This window comes from Paraclostridium dentum (assembly GCF_012922555.1).
GTDB lineage: Bacteria > Bacillota > Clostridia > Peptostreptococcales > Peptostreptococcaceae > Paraclostridium > Paraclostridium dentum.
This window is the reverse complement of sequence record NZ_WIPK01000004.1, coordinates 25,771-42,182: the sequence shown is the minus strand read 5'-3', so window position 1 is coordinate 42,182 and position 16,412 is coordinate 25,771. Positions and strand designations below refer to the sequence as shown.

The following is a 16,412-nucleotide window of genomic DNA, read 5'->3' as shown; positions in this document are numbered from 1 at the left end:
AGATTCCTTTTTTATTTATTGTTTATTTTAAATTTCAAATTCTTTAGGTCTTATAAATTTTAAAACAAAGTTTTTACTATGACCAACTATCCATATACATAACAATGTTATAAAAAAGGCTATACCTAGCTCAAATATATCTATCATAGAAAAACTCATTCTCATAAATATCATATAAGAAGTAATCATAAAAACTATGTAATTTATACTAAATAGTAAATCTACTAATTTTTCAGACCAACCGTCTAAATATGATTTTCTCGATTTAAAAAGCTTACAGCCCATATTTTTCATTTCTGAGAAAATAGAATAAAATGAATAAATTATTACTGAAACTAAAAAAACACTTATACTATATGGAATTTTGTATATAAAGCTTACTCCCCCTGAACAAGCTAAAATGAACAAACATAGCATAACTTTTTTAAATAAATATTTAATAAACATAAATCCTAATAAACATGCTATTAAAATCAATATTAATTCCAATATATCAACCCTTTCTAAACTTTAAAATACGAAATATCATTATATATTATTTTCTATATTATAACAATTACTCACCTTTTTATAATATTTATTAAAAATGATACAAAAAGTGTTAATAATGAAAAAATTAAACCCACAGTTAAAAATAAAAAAACATAAACATTAAATTTAAATATAAAAATATTATTAAATAAATTAGCTTGATTTAATAAATTGAGAAAAAGAGTGATTATAAAAATAATAATAAAACACACTATAAAGCCTTTAAAGCTTCCTTTTAAATCAGCGAGACTTAAGCTCATATGTGTAGCTATAGAATATATTAAAAATAGCATAATTAAGTGTTTTAAATCAGCTAAATATTTTAGTGAGAACATACTTTTTAATATTAATAAAGTATCATTAATTAAAAGACTAAAAACTTTTAAATAGTCAGTTGACTCAAGGTATCTAATGTACAAATCAATATGTATATTATTTGTAAGTACTTGGTATGTATCGTTAGAAAATAAAATTAAAAGTATCCATATGAACAAAGTACCAAAAATCATAGGGGCAGTACCTATAAAAAAATTGCCAATTTGCTGATATAGATTACTTGAATTATAAGTATGTTTTACATATCCTAAGACTCCATCTTCTTTATATTTAAAAGGTCTAAATAATTCAACCTTAACTATTTTATGGTTAAATATAAACGCCATTAGCATATGGCTTAACTCATGAACTACAGTTCCTATAAAACCAGTAAATACTATGAATTTTATTCCAAGTGAATTTTGTATGAGTTCATTATTTTTAGATTCAATTAAGTTTAATAAAATACCAAAAACTATAAAAACTCCTAAAACACTAGCTAAATTTAAAAAGCTTTCTATAAACGTATTAAAAATAATCATATTACTACCTCATTTTATTTTAAGTAAATTTTATTACAATATATTATCATAACTATGAATATTATATCAAATTATGAAATTTTAAAGTGTGCTATAATATATAATTGGCAAAATATATATTATTTTTTTAAAGGAGGGTATTATGATAGACATTTTTTTAGTAGAAGATGACAAAGCATTAAGTAGAGAAATTCATATGTGTTTAAGTAAATGGGGATATAGGACACATGAAGCAAAAAATTTGGACAACATAGCAGAAGAAGTTGTAGCAATTAATCCTAAGTTGGTATTGATGGATATAAACTTACCGTTTTATGATGGATTTTACTGGTGCAATAAAATAAGAAATATATTAAAAGTACCGATAATATTTATTTCATCTAGGGATAACGATATGGATATTGTTATGTCTATAAATATGGGAGCCGATGACTATATAATAAAACCTTTCTCAACTCAAGTGTTAGTTGCAAAAGTACAAGCTATATTAAGAAGAACATACTCATACAACAATTCATTAAAAGTTGATATTGTAAAATATAAAGATGTAATTTTAAATATTTTAGAAAGTAAGATTTACTTCAATGATCAGTTTGTTGAACTTAGTAAAAATGAGTTTAAAATAATTAATATATTAATGAACAATCAAGGAAGTATAGTTAGTAGAGATACAATAATAGAAGAATTATGGGATAGCGAAGAGTTTATAAGTGAAAATACTTTAACTGTAAATATAAATAGGCTTAGAAAAACTTTAGAAAATATAGGTTTGAGCGATTTTATAGTTACTAAAAAAGGTCAGGGGTATTATATACAATGAATTTTAAAAATTATATAAAACAAGTTAAATTATCCATATACTTAACTATATTTATAGTGGTTATAGTTAATATAAATATAATTGCAGATCTTAGATTGGAAAAGGTTTTGAACAGTTTAATATATATAGATACAATGATTTTAGTTGTATGTATTGCTTTCTTTATACTTGGATATAGTTCATACATAAAAAACTATAAAAGCTTATTTGAATATATAAATAATAATAAAACATACGAATTTAAAAATAATAAGCTAAAAGAAGTTATAGATAATAAATTATTAGAAAATGAAAATACAGTAGAAAGTTTGAAAAAAGAAATTGAAGAGATAAATGACTATATGACTAAATGGATACATGAGATTAAAATTCCTATTGCGGTTTTAGAAATTATTAGTCAAAGAGTAAAAGAGCTAGAAAATAAATATTTTGGGAATTATGAGTTACACAAACAAATAAATATTGAACTTAAAAGAATTGATAGTTTAGTTCAACAAGCTTTATATATCAGTAAAAGTGGAGATTATAGTTCTAACTTTTTAATAGAAGAAATAAATTTAGAAAAAATAGTAAAAGAAATTATAAAAAAGAATAAATATTTATTTATATACAATAAGATAGAGTTAAGAATAGGTAATTTAAATTATAACGTGTTAAGTGATAAAAAATGGTTAATGCACATAATTGAACAAATAATAAATAATTCATGTAAATATATTAAAGAAGATGGTGTTGTAGAAATTTACTTACAAAATTCGGAAATTGGAATAGAACTTCACATTAAGGATAATGGAATTGGTATAAAAACAGAGGATATAAATAGAGTATTTGATAAAGGGTATGTAGGCAAACATAACGAAATAACCAAATCTACAGGAATGGGGTTATATATATCAAAAAAAATATTAAATAAATTAAGTCATGATATAAGTATAGAATCAAAGGAAAATGAATTTTGTAATGTATGTATAACATTCTATAAATTATCAGATTACTTCAATGTTACATAAGTGTAATATTAAGCCTCTGAACTGTAATGTAGATGGATAGATTACAAGGCAATTAGTTTATACAATATAAGTATAAAATAATTACAATTTGGAGGGTAAGGTATGTTAAAAGTAATAAATTTAAATAAAAGTATTAAAAATAATAAAAATACATTTAAAATTCTAGAAAATATAAACTTAGAGGTCAAAGATGGAGAGTTTATAAGTATTATGGGACCTTCTGGGGCAGGGAAAACTACGCTTTTAAATATAATGTCTACTATTGATAGACCTAGTGAGGGAAAAGTTTACTATGATAATGAAGATGTTCATTCTTTAAAAAATAAAGAATTATCTAAGTTTAGACGTGATAATATAGGTTTTATATTTCAAGACTATAATTTATTAGATAACATGAGTATAGAAGACAATATAGCACTACCTCTTGTTATAGCAAACGAAAAGCCTGATAAAATACAAAAAGAGGTTGAAAAACTATCTAGTTTCTTTGGTATAAAAAAACATTTGAAAAGCTATCCATATGAATTATCAGGGGGACAAAAACAAAGAGTTGCAGCGGCAAGAGCCATAATAACTTCACCATCTATTATATTTGCGGATGAACCTACAGGAGCATTAGATTCAAAATCTGCATCAGAACTTTTAAATTGTTTAAAAGAGATGAATAAAAAATTTAATGTAACTATAATAATGGTTACACATGATGCATTTACAGCAAGTTACTCAGATAAAATTATTTTCATAAAAGATGGTAGGCTAAACACTAGGATAGATAGTAATGGAAATAGAAAAGATTTCTTTAAGCAAATAATGAACTTATTAACTTCTATGGGAGGTGAAGTAAGTGAATTTATTTAAGCTAAGTTTAATGAATATAAGACAAAGTATAAAAAACTATGGAGTTTATATTTTCTCTATGGTTTTCTCAATTGCTGTATTTTACAATTTCACAACTTTAATTTTCAGTAAACAATTCCTTGAAATAAAAGACTTAAATGCAGTATCTATGGCAGGAGGAATGTGCGCTTTTGTTCTAATATTTTTCTTTATATTTTTTATTTCTTACTCAAGTAAATTTTTTATAGAACAAAGAAAAAAAGAGTTTGGAATATACACATTTATGGGTGTTGAAAATAAGCAGATTGCACTTATGTTTTCATTAGAAGCACTTATAATTGGGCTAATATCAATGATAATTGGGATGGGTATTGGAATACTTTTGAATAAGATATTTTTAATGATTTTAGTTAAACTATCTTATGTAAATAAAGTAATAAATTTTGAGATAAACTTTATTTCAATAATTCAGACTTTGCTAATATTTTTGATTATATTGATTGGTGTTTTTATAAAAGAATATATATGTTTAATAAAAACAGATATAAGTAAACTTATAAATGCAAAAAAAATATACCAATTAGAAAATAACAAATTAAACAATACTAAAGGGGTCATAGGATTTATAATAATTATTCTAGGGTACTTGCTAATATTAAAATATAAAGAAGCTAATGTGGCATTTCCGATAGCTATAATGGCAACGGTAATTATGACTATTATAGGAACTCATTTTTTATTCAGAGGATTTTTCTCGATTTTTATAAGAAATATTATAAAAAATAAAAAGAGGTTATACTCAAAAACAAACATTGTAAGTTATAATAATATTATTTTTAGGATAAAAGATAATAATAAAACGTTAGCTCAAGCTGCAATATTAATAGCTTGTAGTTTGACTTGCATCATGGTTGCATTTTGTATGAGTTCGTGTTTTTCGTCAGGATTTGAAAATGAATACCCATATAGTATATATTATACAAGTGAAAATAAAGCTGATGATAAGTCTTTAGATATGGCGATAAATTTAGGTAATGAAGGTGTTAAGAATGAAACTACTGTAGATTTAATTCCATACAAATCAAATTTAAGTATGTATATAAATGATGTGTATTTAGCTAAATATTCAGATATAGAAAAGTTATTAAAACATGGAAAAGTAAAACATGAAAAAGATATAGAAAAAAATAAACCTCAAAAAGGTGAGGCAATTTTGTTAGTAGATACAAGGGTTATGAATGCATTTAAAATAAATGATAATTTAAAAATAAGTAATGAATCAATAAAAATTAATAAAAATATACCTTCTAATATAATGGGACAATTAACTAATGGTACACTAGTCTTAAATGATAATGATTATGAAAAATTAAAAACTAAGTTAAATAAAAAAGAATTATATTTTAAAGGCATTACACTTAAAAATTTTGAAAACACTAACTCAATAGCCCAATACATGAGAGAAAATTCAAAAAGTGAAATTTATAGTGCTGATCAATTTGATAAAAGTGCATATTATGCTATAAATGGAGTATACTTTGTAGGTTGTTTCTTAGCACTTGTATTTACAGTATCGCTAGGCAGTATAATGTATTTTAAATGTATTCAAGATGCTAGTATAGATAAAGAAAGGTTTAATACTTTAAGAAAAATTGGAGTAAGTCAAGAATATATAAATAAAGCAGTGTTTAAGCAGTTAGGAATATTTTTTATACTCCCTGTTATAGTTGGGTCTATACATGGTATTGTTGCAGGGTATGCTGTCAATTCTATGTTTAACTCAGATCATTTAGAACTTATAGGATTATCATTAATTATATTTAGTTTTATATATTTAATTTTTTATATAATAAGTACTAAAAAATATATAAGTATAACGAAGTAAAGAAAGTAAAACACGAGTAGAAAAATGACATGAATTATTTTTCTACTCGTATTTTTTATGCTAATATTTATATATAAACTAATTTTGTACAATATAAAAAATATATTCATAGAAAATTCATATGCAAATTATAATATATATATTAAGTGATTTTGAAATTTAGAGGAGAATTATGATGAAAAATAAAAATATATTAGTAATAGAAGATGATAGTAATATACAAGAATTGATAGTAGAATTTTTAAGTGCAGAAGGATATAGCGTGGAATCGGCAAACGATGGAATAGAGGGTATACAAGCTTTTAAAAAAGGTGAATTTGATTTGGTTATATTAGATGTAATGATGCCTAATTTAGATGGACATGCTGTATGTAAGATGATAAGACAAAGCTCAGATGTGCCTATAATATTTTTAACAGCATTAGACCAAGAAAGTGATCAAGTTAAAGGTTTTGAGTTAATGTGCGATGATTATATAACAAAACCTTTTTCATTTACTTTATTAATGAAAAGGGTAGAGGCTGTTTTAAGAAGAAGCGGTAAATACAATGAGTCCAATACATTAACTTTTGAAAAACTAAGTTTAGATTTAAACACATATCAAGCTTTTTTAGAAAATGAAGTGATAGAGCTAACATTAAAGGAATTCAACATACTAAAGACTTTAATAGAGAATTATCCTCATGTAGTTACTAGAGAGAATTTATTAGATAGTGTATGGGGTTATGATTATTATGGAGATACTAGAGTTGTAGATGCTCATATAAAAAACATAAGAAAAAAAATTGGAATTCCATATATAAAAACAGTGAAAGGAATAGGATACAGTCTTGATAAGAATTAGAAATAAATGGAAAGAATTAGCTATAAGTACAAAAATATTTTTAATAATAACTACATTATCTATAGGCCTTATAATAACTATATATCTTATTTTATATTTCTTATTACCTCCATACTATGAAAAATATAAGGTAGAATCTATAAATGATAGATTAACTATTCTAGCAGCAAGATCAAGGAGAGATGATTTAGAGGAATTGAAACAACATTTATATAAAATTTCACAGCATGAAAATGTAGGTGTATTATTAAGAGACTCAAATGGAAAAGTTGAATATGGAAATAAAGAACTTTCATTTTTGCCGTATTCTAACAATATTAGTGACTCTTACCAAAACTATCAAAAAACTGTAGCTTTGTATATAAGAGATAATAATGCTCCATATTATTTGGATATAAGTATGCCGCTTCAACCTGTAGATGAAGCAACTACTGTAATACTAGATTTAATGCCTATAATAATAGGGGTTGCTATAGTATTATCTATTATAACTTCATATGCATTTTCAAAATGGGTAACAAAACCTCTCATAGATATAATTGAAAGTGAAAGAATGCAAGAAGCTAAAAGAAAAGAATTTATAGCAACTATATCTCATGAGCTAAAGACACCAATAACCATTATAAGTGGCCAATTAGAGGGAATGATTTATAATATTGGAAAATATAAAGATCGTGATACATACTTGCAAAAATCATATGACTCGACTCAAGAATTGAAAACATTAGTTGAAGAAATGATTCAGGTATCTAAATTTGAAATTTTAGAAAAAAAATCTGAAACTAAAGAAATTGATTTAAACAATTTAATAAACAAGCTTATAAAAAGACAAATGTACTTAATTGAAGAGAAAGAATTGAAATTAGATGTAAAATATCAAAATGAAATATTTATAAATGCGGATGAAGAGAGAATAGCAAAAGCTATAAATAATTTAATAAACAATGCTATTAAGTATTCACCGGAAAATGCGGACTTACTAATACGTTTATACAAGAAAGAAAATGCAATTTTAGAGATAGAAAATACAGGTATTACAATAGATGAAAAACATAAAGATAAATTATTTAAACCATTTTATAGAGTAGAAAAATCAAGAAATAGAAAAACTGGAGGAAGTGGACTGGGGCTTTATATAGTAAGTCAAATACTTAGAGAGCACGGGTTTAAATATAATATAAAAAACGGAAAAAACTCTGTTATATTTATAATAGAATTTAATGAAAATTAGAAAAAATGAAAGATGCTATTTGGAATTATTTTAAATGGTATCTTTTATTTTTTTGAAATGTATATAGTAATATTAAAAAGTCGCTCAAGCAAATCAAATTTTTTTATAGTATAATATAAATGAAATATTTAAATATAAGGAGATATTGAATTGTTTAATAATATAACTAATGAAAAGATATATCAACAAGTTATAAATCAGATACAAAACATGATATTAGAAGGAAAGCTTAAAAACGGAGATAAGCTAATGTCAGAACGTGAGTTATCTCAAAAAATGGGAGTAAGTAGAACATCGATAAGAGAAGCACTTAGAGTTTTAGAAACTATGGGTATAATAGAAAGTAGACAAGGTGAAGGAAATTTTATTTGTAATAAAATTGAAACATCATTAATGCAACCTTTATCTATGATGTTTACTTTAAATAATGGGGATTATAAAGATATAATTGAATTAAGACGAATGATAGAATTAGAAGCAGTCAAACTAGCAGCTATAAGAGGCACAGACGAAGAACTTGAAGAGTTGAAAATGATTTCACAAAGATTGACAAAAAAAGATGAAATTTATAATAAAGGCGAAATTGATAAAGAAATCCATTATAAAATTACTTGCATGAGTAAGAACTTTTTGATAAAAAGTTTATACACAATATCATTAAATTTATTAGAAAATTTTATTATAAATTCAAGACAAAAGATAGTAGAATTTTACCATGAAGAAGAAACTTTAAATTTACAGCACAAAAAAATCTGTGATGCTATCATAGATAGAGATCCTGAGAGTGCATACAAATACATGAAAGAGCACTTAGACTTAATAAAATTTACTATGGAAAAAATATAGATTTCTAAATTTAGAAATCTATATTTTTTTATTTGAAAATATTTATCAATTTAAAAATGAATAAAAAGTAAATTAAAAATCAAATAATAATATATATTTTGTTAAAATAAAAACAATGCTTGTAAATCTTTAGAAAATTTACTATCATGAAATTACAAACTGGTATGACCATAATACCAATATTGACAAAAAGTAGGAAAACGATTAAACAAACCTAAAACTATACGCTGCTAAGTGGCGCTGCATTTCAAGAGGAGGGGCATAAATGGAGTTAAAAGTACCTTATTCAAAAACTGGTATGAACATAAATGTACCAGATGAAAACATGATAAAAGTTTTGCAATCCAAAGCTCATGATTTTAAATCTCGATTAAGTGAAGGGGAGATAGTAAAACAAGCTTTAGATAATCCTATAGGAAGTGAAAAATTAGAAGATCTAGTTAAGGGGAAAAAAAGCATGGTTATAATAACTAGCGATCACACTAGACCTGTACCAAGTAGGATAACGTTACCTATAATGCTTAAGAAAATAAGAAATTCAAATCCTGATATAGATATAAAAATAATAATATCAACAGGGTTTCATAGACCGAGTACAAGAGAAGAACTTGTATATAAAATGGGAGAAGAAATAGTGGATAATGAGCAAATAATTATGCACTTTTCAACAGATGAACAAGCTATGGTCAAAGTTGGAACGCTTCCATCTGGAGGAGATTTAATTGTAAATAAAGCAATTATAGAAACTGATTTATTAATAGCTGAAGGATTCATAGAACCACACTTCTTTGCAGGTTTTTCAGGTGGAAGAAAAAGTGTACTTCCAGGAGTTGCATCTGCTAAAACCATAATGTATAATCACTGTTCTGAATTTATAGATAGTCCTTACGCTAGAACAGGAAATCTAAAAAATAATCCAATTCATAGAGATATGTTGTATGCAGCGCAAAGCGTTAATCTAGACTTTATTTTGAATGTAGTTATAGATAAAGATAAAAAAGTTATAGGTGCTTTTGCAGGCGATGTTAAAGAAGCTCATGAGGTAGGCTGTGAATTTGTAACTAAACTATCAAAAGTTGATAAAGTTGATGCTGACATTGTAGTTAGTACAAATGGAGGTTATCCATTAGATCAAAATATATATCAAACTGTAAAAGGTATGACTGCAGCAGAGGCTACATGCAAAGATGGTGGAGTAATAATTATGATATCTGCATGTAATGATGGACATGGAGGTCAATCTTTTTATGATAGTGTAGCAAATGCATCTTCACCTAGTGAAATATTAGAAAAAGTAAGAAAAATTCCAAAAGATAAAACTATTCCAGACCAATGGGAGTTTCAAATATTAGCAAGAATTCTAGAAAAGTTTACAGTAATAATGGTTACAAACTTATGTGACCCTAATATGATTAAAGATATGCACATGAAACATGCACATAGTTTTGATGAAGCTTTAAAAATGGCTTTTGACATAAAAGGTAAAAACTCAAAAATAGCTGTTATACCTGATGGAGTATCAGTGATAGTAAAGTAAAGGGGGAAGCAATATGGAAATATTAGTATGTATAAAACAAGTTCCAGGAACATCTGAAGTAGAAGTAGATGAAAAGACAGGGGTTTTAAAAAGAGATGGAGTCGATTCTAAAATGAATCCATATGACTTGTACGCTCTTGAAACAGCATTAAGAATTAAAAAAGAAAATGATGCTAAAATAAAAGTTTTAAGTATGGGACCACCACAAGCAAAACAAGTAATTCAAGAAGCCTTTATGATGGGTGCTGACGAGGGTTCATTGGTAAGTGATAGAAAATTTGCAGGAGCTGATGTACTTGCAACTTCATATACAATTTCACAAGGAATTAAAAAGTTAGGCAACACTGATCTAATTATTTGTGGTAAGCAAACAACTGATGGAGATACTGCGCAAGTTGGACCAGAAATAGCTGAGTTTTTAAATATACCTCATGTAACAAATGTAACAAAATTAATTGAAACTAAAGAAAAAAGTATAGTAGTAGAAGTAGATATGCCTAATACTCGCGAAATTTGTGAAATTAAATTTCCTTGTTTAATAACAGTTGAAAAAGAGATTTTCCAACCAAGATTACCTTCTTTTAAATTAAAACTTGAAACTAAAGATAGAGACATACCAATGATTAGCCTTAATGATTTTGAAGACAAAGATGAAAAAAATTATGGATTAAATGGATCTCCAACTCAAGTTTTAAAAATTTTCCCACCTACTTCAAATGTAGAAAAAGAAACTTGGACGGGTGAAGAAGTATCATCTTTATTATTAAATAAAATAAAAGAGCTAAAATTAATATAAGGGGGAATTTAAAGTGGCTAAAATAGTTATAAATCAAGACAAAGTTACAGAAATGAAAAAAGTATTAGACATATGTCCTTTTGGTGCTATAGAGTTAAATGATGGAAAATTAGAAATTGGTGCAGGATGTAAAATGTGTAAGATATGCGTAAAAACTGGACCAAAGGGTGTATTTGAATTCGTAGAAGATGAAGTTATAAAAATAGATAAAGATAAATGGAAGGGTATAGCAGTATACGTTGATCATCATGAGGGCGATATCCATCCTGTAACATTTGAATTAATAGGAAAAGCTAAAGAAATGGCAAAAAAAATAAATCAACCGGTTTACTGTATATTCGTTGGAAGTAATATAGAAGACAAAACAGATGCATTGCTTTCTTATGGTGTAGATAATGTTTTTGTATATGATTACAAAGATCTAAAAGAATTTAAGATTGAACCATACACTGCATGTGTAGAGAATTTTATAAAAGAAGTAAAACCAACTATATTACTATTTGGAGGAACTACAATTGGTAGAAGTTTAGCTCCAAGGCTTGCAGCTAGATTTAAAACTGGATTAACAGCAGATTGTACAATACTGGATGTTCAAGAAAATACTGACTTAGACCAAATAAGACCTGCTTTTGGTGGTAATATAATGGCACATATACATACACCAAACCATAGACCTCAGTTTGCTACAGTTAGATATAAAATATTTTCAGCTCCAGAAAAAGTTGATCATCCAACAGGTAAGGTTACTTTGTGCAATATAGATGAAAATAAATTAAAATCTGATATAAATGTTTTAGAAATTAACAATAAAACTAAAGAAGTAGGAATAGAAGATGCAGAAGTTATAATCGTTGGAAGTAGAGCTATTAAGAAAAAAGAAGACATGGAAATGCTGTATAAATTAGCTGATTTACTAGGTGGGCAAGTTGCAGGAACAAGACCTTTAGTAGAATCTGGATGGATAGATGCTAAAAAACAAATTGGATTAAGTGGTAGAACTGTAAAGCCTAAGTTAATAATAACTTGTGGTGTATCAGGGGCTATACAGTTTGTTGCAGGTATGAATGGATCAGAATGTATAATATCTATAAATAAAGATGAAAAAGCTCCTATTTTTGATACAGCTCATTATGCAATTGTAGGAGATGTATATGATGTAATACCTAGACTTATTAAGGACTTAGAACTTGAAAAAACAAATGACTATGAAGTAATGGACGAAGTTGTAGCTACATTAGAATAAGGATCGGGGGAAAATACAATGTATAAAAAAATAGATGAAAAAGATATTGAATTTTTAAAAGGTGTATGTGGAATTGAAAATATTTTAGTAGGAGAGGAAATAAATGAAGACTACTCTCATGATGAATTAGGAGGAGTTGAAAAATACCCTGAAGTTTTAGTAAATGTTCACAGCACAGAAGAAGTTTCTAAAATAATGAAATATGCATATGAAAATAATATACCTGTAACACCAAGAGGACAAGGAACTGGATTAGTTGGAGCCGCTGTAGCTATTTATGGTGGAATAATGATAAATTTAAGTCAAATGAATAAAATAATAGAGTTAGATGAAGAAAACTTAACATTAACAGTAGAACCTGGAGTATTACTTATGACTATAGGTCAATATGTAAGTGAAAGAGATTTATTTTATCCTCCAGATCCAGGTGAAAAAAGTGCAACAATTGGTGGAAATATAAATACCAATGCAGGAGGAATGAGAGCTGTTAAATATGGAGTTACAAGAGACTATGTAAGAGGATTAGAAGTTGTACTTGCAAATGGAGAAGTAATTAATGTTGGAGGAAAAGTTGTAAAAAACAGTTCAGGTTATAGTATAAAAGATTTATTAGTTGGATCAGAAGGGACATTAGGAATAGTAACTAAAGCTATACTTAAATTATTGCCATTACCTAAAAAAGATATAAGTTTACTTATTCCGTTCCCAGATTTAGGAACAGCAATAGAGACAGTTCCAAAAATAATAAAATCTAAGTGTATACCAACTGCTATTGAGTTTATGGAAAGAGATGTAATACTTGCAGCAGAAGAATTCTTAGGTAAGAAATTCCCAGATAATACATCAGATGCGTACTTACTATTAAAATTTGATGGAAACAGTAAAGAAGAAATTGAAAAGGCATATGACCAAGTGGCAAAACTTTGTTTAGAGTGTGGAGCTTATGATGTATTTATCTCAGACACTCAAGAAAGAAATGAATCTATATGGTCAGCTAGGGGTGCATTTTTAGAAGCTATAAAAGCTACTACAACTGAAATGGATGAATGTGACGTTGTTGTCCCAAGAGATAAAGTGGCAGAATTTATAAAGTTTACGAATGAACTTCAAGAGACATTGAATGTAAGAATTAAAAGTTTTGGTCATGCAGGAGATGGAAACTTACACATATATATATTAAGAGATGAATTAAATAAATCTGAATGGGATACAAAGTTAAAAGAAACTTTTGAAAAGATGTATGAAAAATCTAGAGAACTTAGAGGCCAAGTTTCAGGAGAGCATGGAATTGGATATGCAAAAAAAGAATATTTAAATGAATCTCAAAGTGAATCATATATGGATATAATAAAAAATATAAAATTAGCGTTTGATGCTAAGAATATATTAAATCCAGGAAAAATATATTAAAACTTTATATAAATAAAAAGTCGATTTTAAATAATCGGCTTTTTTTATGTTTAAGAAAATGCTGATTAGTAAAAAAGTGTATAACCTATGAAACTTAGTTATATTAAAATAATAAAAATAAATTAATTTAATTGTATACAAAGTTAAAAAAATATAGTAAAATAATAAAATAGTAAAAAGGTTAGAATTCTAAGTAAACAAGGAGGTAATTATGAAAAAGAGAATATTTTTGATGACTGCATTAATTTCTACTATGATTTTAACAGGTTGTTCAAATGATAATATACAAGAAAAAAAGGAAGAAAAAACAACTACTGAGGAAAGTAGCGTAGATATTGATGTAGCAGGAAAAATAAGAGATAAATTTGATGAACTTGATACAGATTCGCATATAAGCTCTTTAACTGAATTTGCACATAGTTTTTCTGATAAAGTTGATTCTGCCAAATCTACATTAAAAGATGCAAATAATGCGTTGGATTTAGCAGGAGATTTAACTGCAGGGTTAGACTCTAAAATTAATGATGCAAATAGCAAAATAAGTAGTGCTAGAGGAGATGTTAATTCAGCTAGACATAAAGTAAATTCTAAAATAGATAATGCTACAGATAAAGTTAATTCAGCATCAGATAAGTTAAGCACAGCAAAAAATAAAGCATATAGTGCCAAAGATAAAGTAAGTGATAAAATAAATAAAGCAAATAAAGATGTAAATAATGCCAAAGATAAAGTTAATGAAATAGATAGAGATATAAACAATACAAAAGATAAAGTTAATAATAAAGTTGATGACACGAAAAATAAAATTGAAGACACGAAAAACAAGATAGATAGTATAAAAAATGATATATCAGATAAAATTCACAATAGACACTAGAAAAAAACGAAGATTGCAACAAAAAAATTCTTACTGTAACATATATTATACAGTAAGAATTTTTTATTTACATTTTATGAACATTTATAGCAGATAAACCTTTTGGAGCATCTATTACATCAAAACCTACTTCTTCTCCTTCGTGCAAATCCTTACAATGTCCATTTTCCTTAACATTAGAAAAATGAACAAAAACATCGTTTCCATCGTTAGCTGATATAAATCCGTAACCTCTATTATTATCGAACCATTTAACTACGCCTGTGAATTTTGACATATAAAAACTCCTTTAAATTTTATTTAGATAAAATATTAATAATTTATCTAAATATAGTATTTACGGTTAGAGTTTTTTAATAGTAGAAAATATATGTAAAATTTAATAAAATTTAGGGTCTGAGATTTCTTTTCCTCTGACATATCTATGAATAATATTTCTATCATCACCTATATATATAAATCTTTCTAACCTTTCAATTAAACTATAACTTTCAGGATTTAAATTGCTATCATCTAAAATCAAGGCATCAAAGTCATAATCTTTTTCAAAACTACCTACTTTTCCAAAGAAGCTTCCGCCACATTTTGTAGCCATATAAAAAGCTTCTGAAAGAGTTAAAAAATCTACTTGCTTATTTGAATTAAGCCATAAAAGTTTAGAACATTGTATAGCATTTACCATAACTTTGAATATAGATAAATCGTGACCTCCACTAATATCTGAGCCTAGTGCTATATTAATATCACTATCTAAAAATTTTCTAACAGGCATAATACCACTTCCTAAATTTAAGTTTGAATTCGGACAGTGGACTGCAAAGACGTTATTTTTTTTCATAAGTTCTAATTCTTTATCGCAAGAATAAACACAATGAGCCATTAAAGTTTTAGTTTGACCGAACAAGTTAAATCTATTATAAGCATCTCCATAAAATTCAGATTCTGGCTGAAGTTGTTTAACCCAATCTATTTCTCCTAAATTCTCAGATAGATGAGATTGAGTAGGCGCATTATACTTAATTGCTAAATCCCCTAATGATTTTAAAAGTTTACTATTACAGCTAGGTATAAATCTTGGTGTAATTATAGGATTAACCAGTGCATTGTCGTTATAATAATTTTTTAATATATACTCAGTATCAGAAATTGACTTTTCTGTAACTTCTAATAGGTCATTTGTGCAGTTTATATTCATATTAACTTTTCCTACAAGAGCCCCAAGTCCACTTTGCTTAAATAAATTGATAAGTCTTATGCTAGACTCTTTATGAACAGTGGCAAAAACAGCTATTCTAGTGGTTCCATGTCGCCAAACCTCTTTTATAAAATTTTTATAGACTTTATCTGAATATTCTATGCTTTTAAATTTGCCTTCTTCAGGGAATGTGTAATTATCAAGCCAAGGTATTAACTCTTTATCCATAGCCATTCCTAAATTTCTAAATTGAGGTGCATGACAATGCAAATCATTCATTCCTGGAATTATTAAATTATCACTAAAATCTATAACTTCAAAATTTTGATATTCACTTGGTAAGGTTTTATATAAATCTAGTATCTTTCCATTTTTAACTATTATAAAACCATTTTCTATTATTTCAAATTTATCTTTAATTTTCGTGAATAATATATTTCCCTTATATATTTGAACCATAAATACCTCCTAATATGTAGAAAAAATTATAATA

Annotated in this window: 16 protein-coding genes; 12 read left to right on the top strand and 4 right to left on the bottom strand. The window is 26.4% G+C overall.

All coding sequences use genetic code 11. The features are described from left to right. Positions 1–27: 27 nt before the first annotated feature. Both GFJ41_RS08870 and GFJ41_RS08865 read right to left on the bottom strand, forming a co-directional pair. Positions 28–489, bottom strand: a complete 462-nt coding sequence (locus GFJ41_RS08870; RefSeq protein ID WP_025162939.1) for a hypothetical protein — start codon at positions 487–489, stop codon at positions 28–30. A 71-nt stretch (positions 490–560) separates the two neighbouring features. Then, on the bottom strand, positions 561–1,388 hold the full coding sequence (locus GFJ41_RS08865) for a hypothetical protein (protein WP_170075138.1): 828 nt from the start codon (positions 1,386–1,388) through the stop codon (positions 561–563). Between the two features lie 142 nt (positions 1,389–1,530). On the opposite strand from GFJ41_RS08865, the gene GFJ41_RS08860 reads away from it, so the two are divergent. The 12 genes from GFJ41_RS08860 to GFJ41_RS08805 all read left to right on the top strand — a co-directional run bounded on the left by GFJ41_RS08860 (position 1,531) and on the right by GFJ41_RS08805 (position 14,724). Further along, a complete protein-coding gene (locus GFJ41_RS08860; protein WP_170075137.1) occupies positions 1,531–2,208 on the top strand; it encodes a response regulator transcription factor in 678 nt (225 codons plus the stop codon). Next, positions 2,205–3,218, top strand: coding sequence for a sensor histidine kinase (locus GFJ41_RS08855; RefSeq protein ID WP_170075136.1), 1,014 nt, complete (start codon positions 2,205–2,207; stop codon positions 3,216–3,218). Before GFJ41_RS08860 ends, GFJ41_RS08855 begins: the two co-directional genes overlap by 4 nt. Positions 3,219–3,320: 102 nt before the next feature. Beyond that, positions 3,321–4,076 (top strand): ABC transporter ATP-binding protein, encoded by a 756-nt coding sequence (locus GFJ41_RS08850; protein WP_035117467.1) that lies wholly within the window; start codon positions 3,321–3,323, stop codon positions 4,074–4,076. Beyond that, positions 4,063–5,940: an FtsX-like permease family protein gene (locus tag GFJ41_RS08845; protein ID WP_170075135.1), complete on the top strand. Its 1,878-nt coding sequence runs from the start codon at positions 4,063–4,065 to the stop codon at positions 5,938–5,940. Before GFJ41_RS08850 ends, GFJ41_RS08845 begins: the two co-directional genes overlap by 14 nt. Positions 5,941–6,115: 175 nt before the next feature. Continuing rightward, entirely contained in the window at positions 6,116–6,784 is a 669-nt protein-coding gene (locus GFJ41_RS08840) for a response regulator transcription factor (protein WP_035117463.1), read from the top strand. Then, complete coding sequence (locus GFJ41_RS08835) at positions 6,771–8,015, top strand: sensor histidine kinase (RefSeq protein ID WP_035117461.1); 1,245 nt, start codon at positions 6,771–6,773, stop codon at positions 8,013–8,015. Before GFJ41_RS08840 ends, GFJ41_RS08835 begins: the two co-directional genes overlap by 14 nt. A gap of 150 nt (positions 8,016–8,165) precedes the next feature. Further along, a complete protein-coding gene (locus GFJ41_RS08830) occupies positions 8,166–8,861 on the top strand; it encodes a FadR/GntR family transcriptional regulator (RefSeq protein WP_035117459.1) in 696 nt (231 codons plus the stop codon). Between the two features lie 265 nt (positions 8,862–9,126). Continuing rightward, on the top strand, positions 9,127–10,398 hold the full coding sequence (larA, locus tag GFJ41_RS08825) for a nickel-dependent lactate racemase (protein WP_035117457.1): 1,272 nt from the start codon (positions 9,127–9,129) through the stop codon (positions 10,396–10,398). Between the two features lie 13 nt (positions 10,399–10,411). Beyond that, complete coding sequence (locus GFJ41_RS08820; RefSeq protein ID WP_035117455.1) at positions 10,412–11,194, top strand: electron transfer flavoprotein subunit beta/FixA family protein; 783 nt, start codon at positions 10,412–10,414, stop codon at positions 11,192–11,194. A 13-nt stretch (positions 11,195–11,207) separates the two neighbouring features. Next, positions 11,208–12,437, top strand: coding sequence for an electron transfer flavoprotein subunit alpha/FixB family protein (locus GFJ41_RS08815; protein ID WP_021431166.1), 1,230 nt, complete (start codon positions 11,208–11,210; stop codon positions 12,435–12,437). 18 nt (positions 12,438–12,455) lie between these two features. Next, complete coding sequence (locus tag GFJ41_RS08810) at positions 12,456–13,847, top strand: FAD-binding oxidoreductase (protein ID WP_035117454.1); 1,392 nt, start codon at positions 12,456–12,458, stop codon at positions 13,845–13,847. Between the two features lie 211 nt (positions 13,848–14,058). Continuing rightward, on the top strand, positions 14,059–14,724 hold the full coding sequence (locus GFJ41_RS08805) for a hypothetical protein (RefSeq protein WP_170075134.1): 666 nt from the start codon (positions 14,059–14,061) through the stop codon (positions 14,722–14,724). Positions 14,725–14,791: 67 nt separating this feature from the next. Here the strand turns inward: GFJ41_RS08805 and GFJ41_RS08800 are convergent, their stop codons facing one another. After that, positions 14,792–15,001 carry a cold-shock protein gene (locus GFJ41_RS08800; RefSeq protein ID WP_035117452.1) on the bottom strand — a complete coding sequence of 70 codons (210 nt, stop codon included), beginning with the start codon at positions 14,999–15,001 and terminating at the stop codon, positions 14,792–14,794. 102 nt (positions 15,002–15,103) lie between these two features. Continuing rightward, on the bottom strand, positions 15,104–16,378 hold the full coding sequence (locus tag GFJ41_RS08795) for an amidohydrolase family protein (RefSeq protein WP_035117450.1): 1,275 nt from the start codon (positions 16,376–16,378) through the stop codon (positions 15,104–15,106). Between the last annotated feature and the right edge of the window lie 34 nt (positions 16,379–16,412).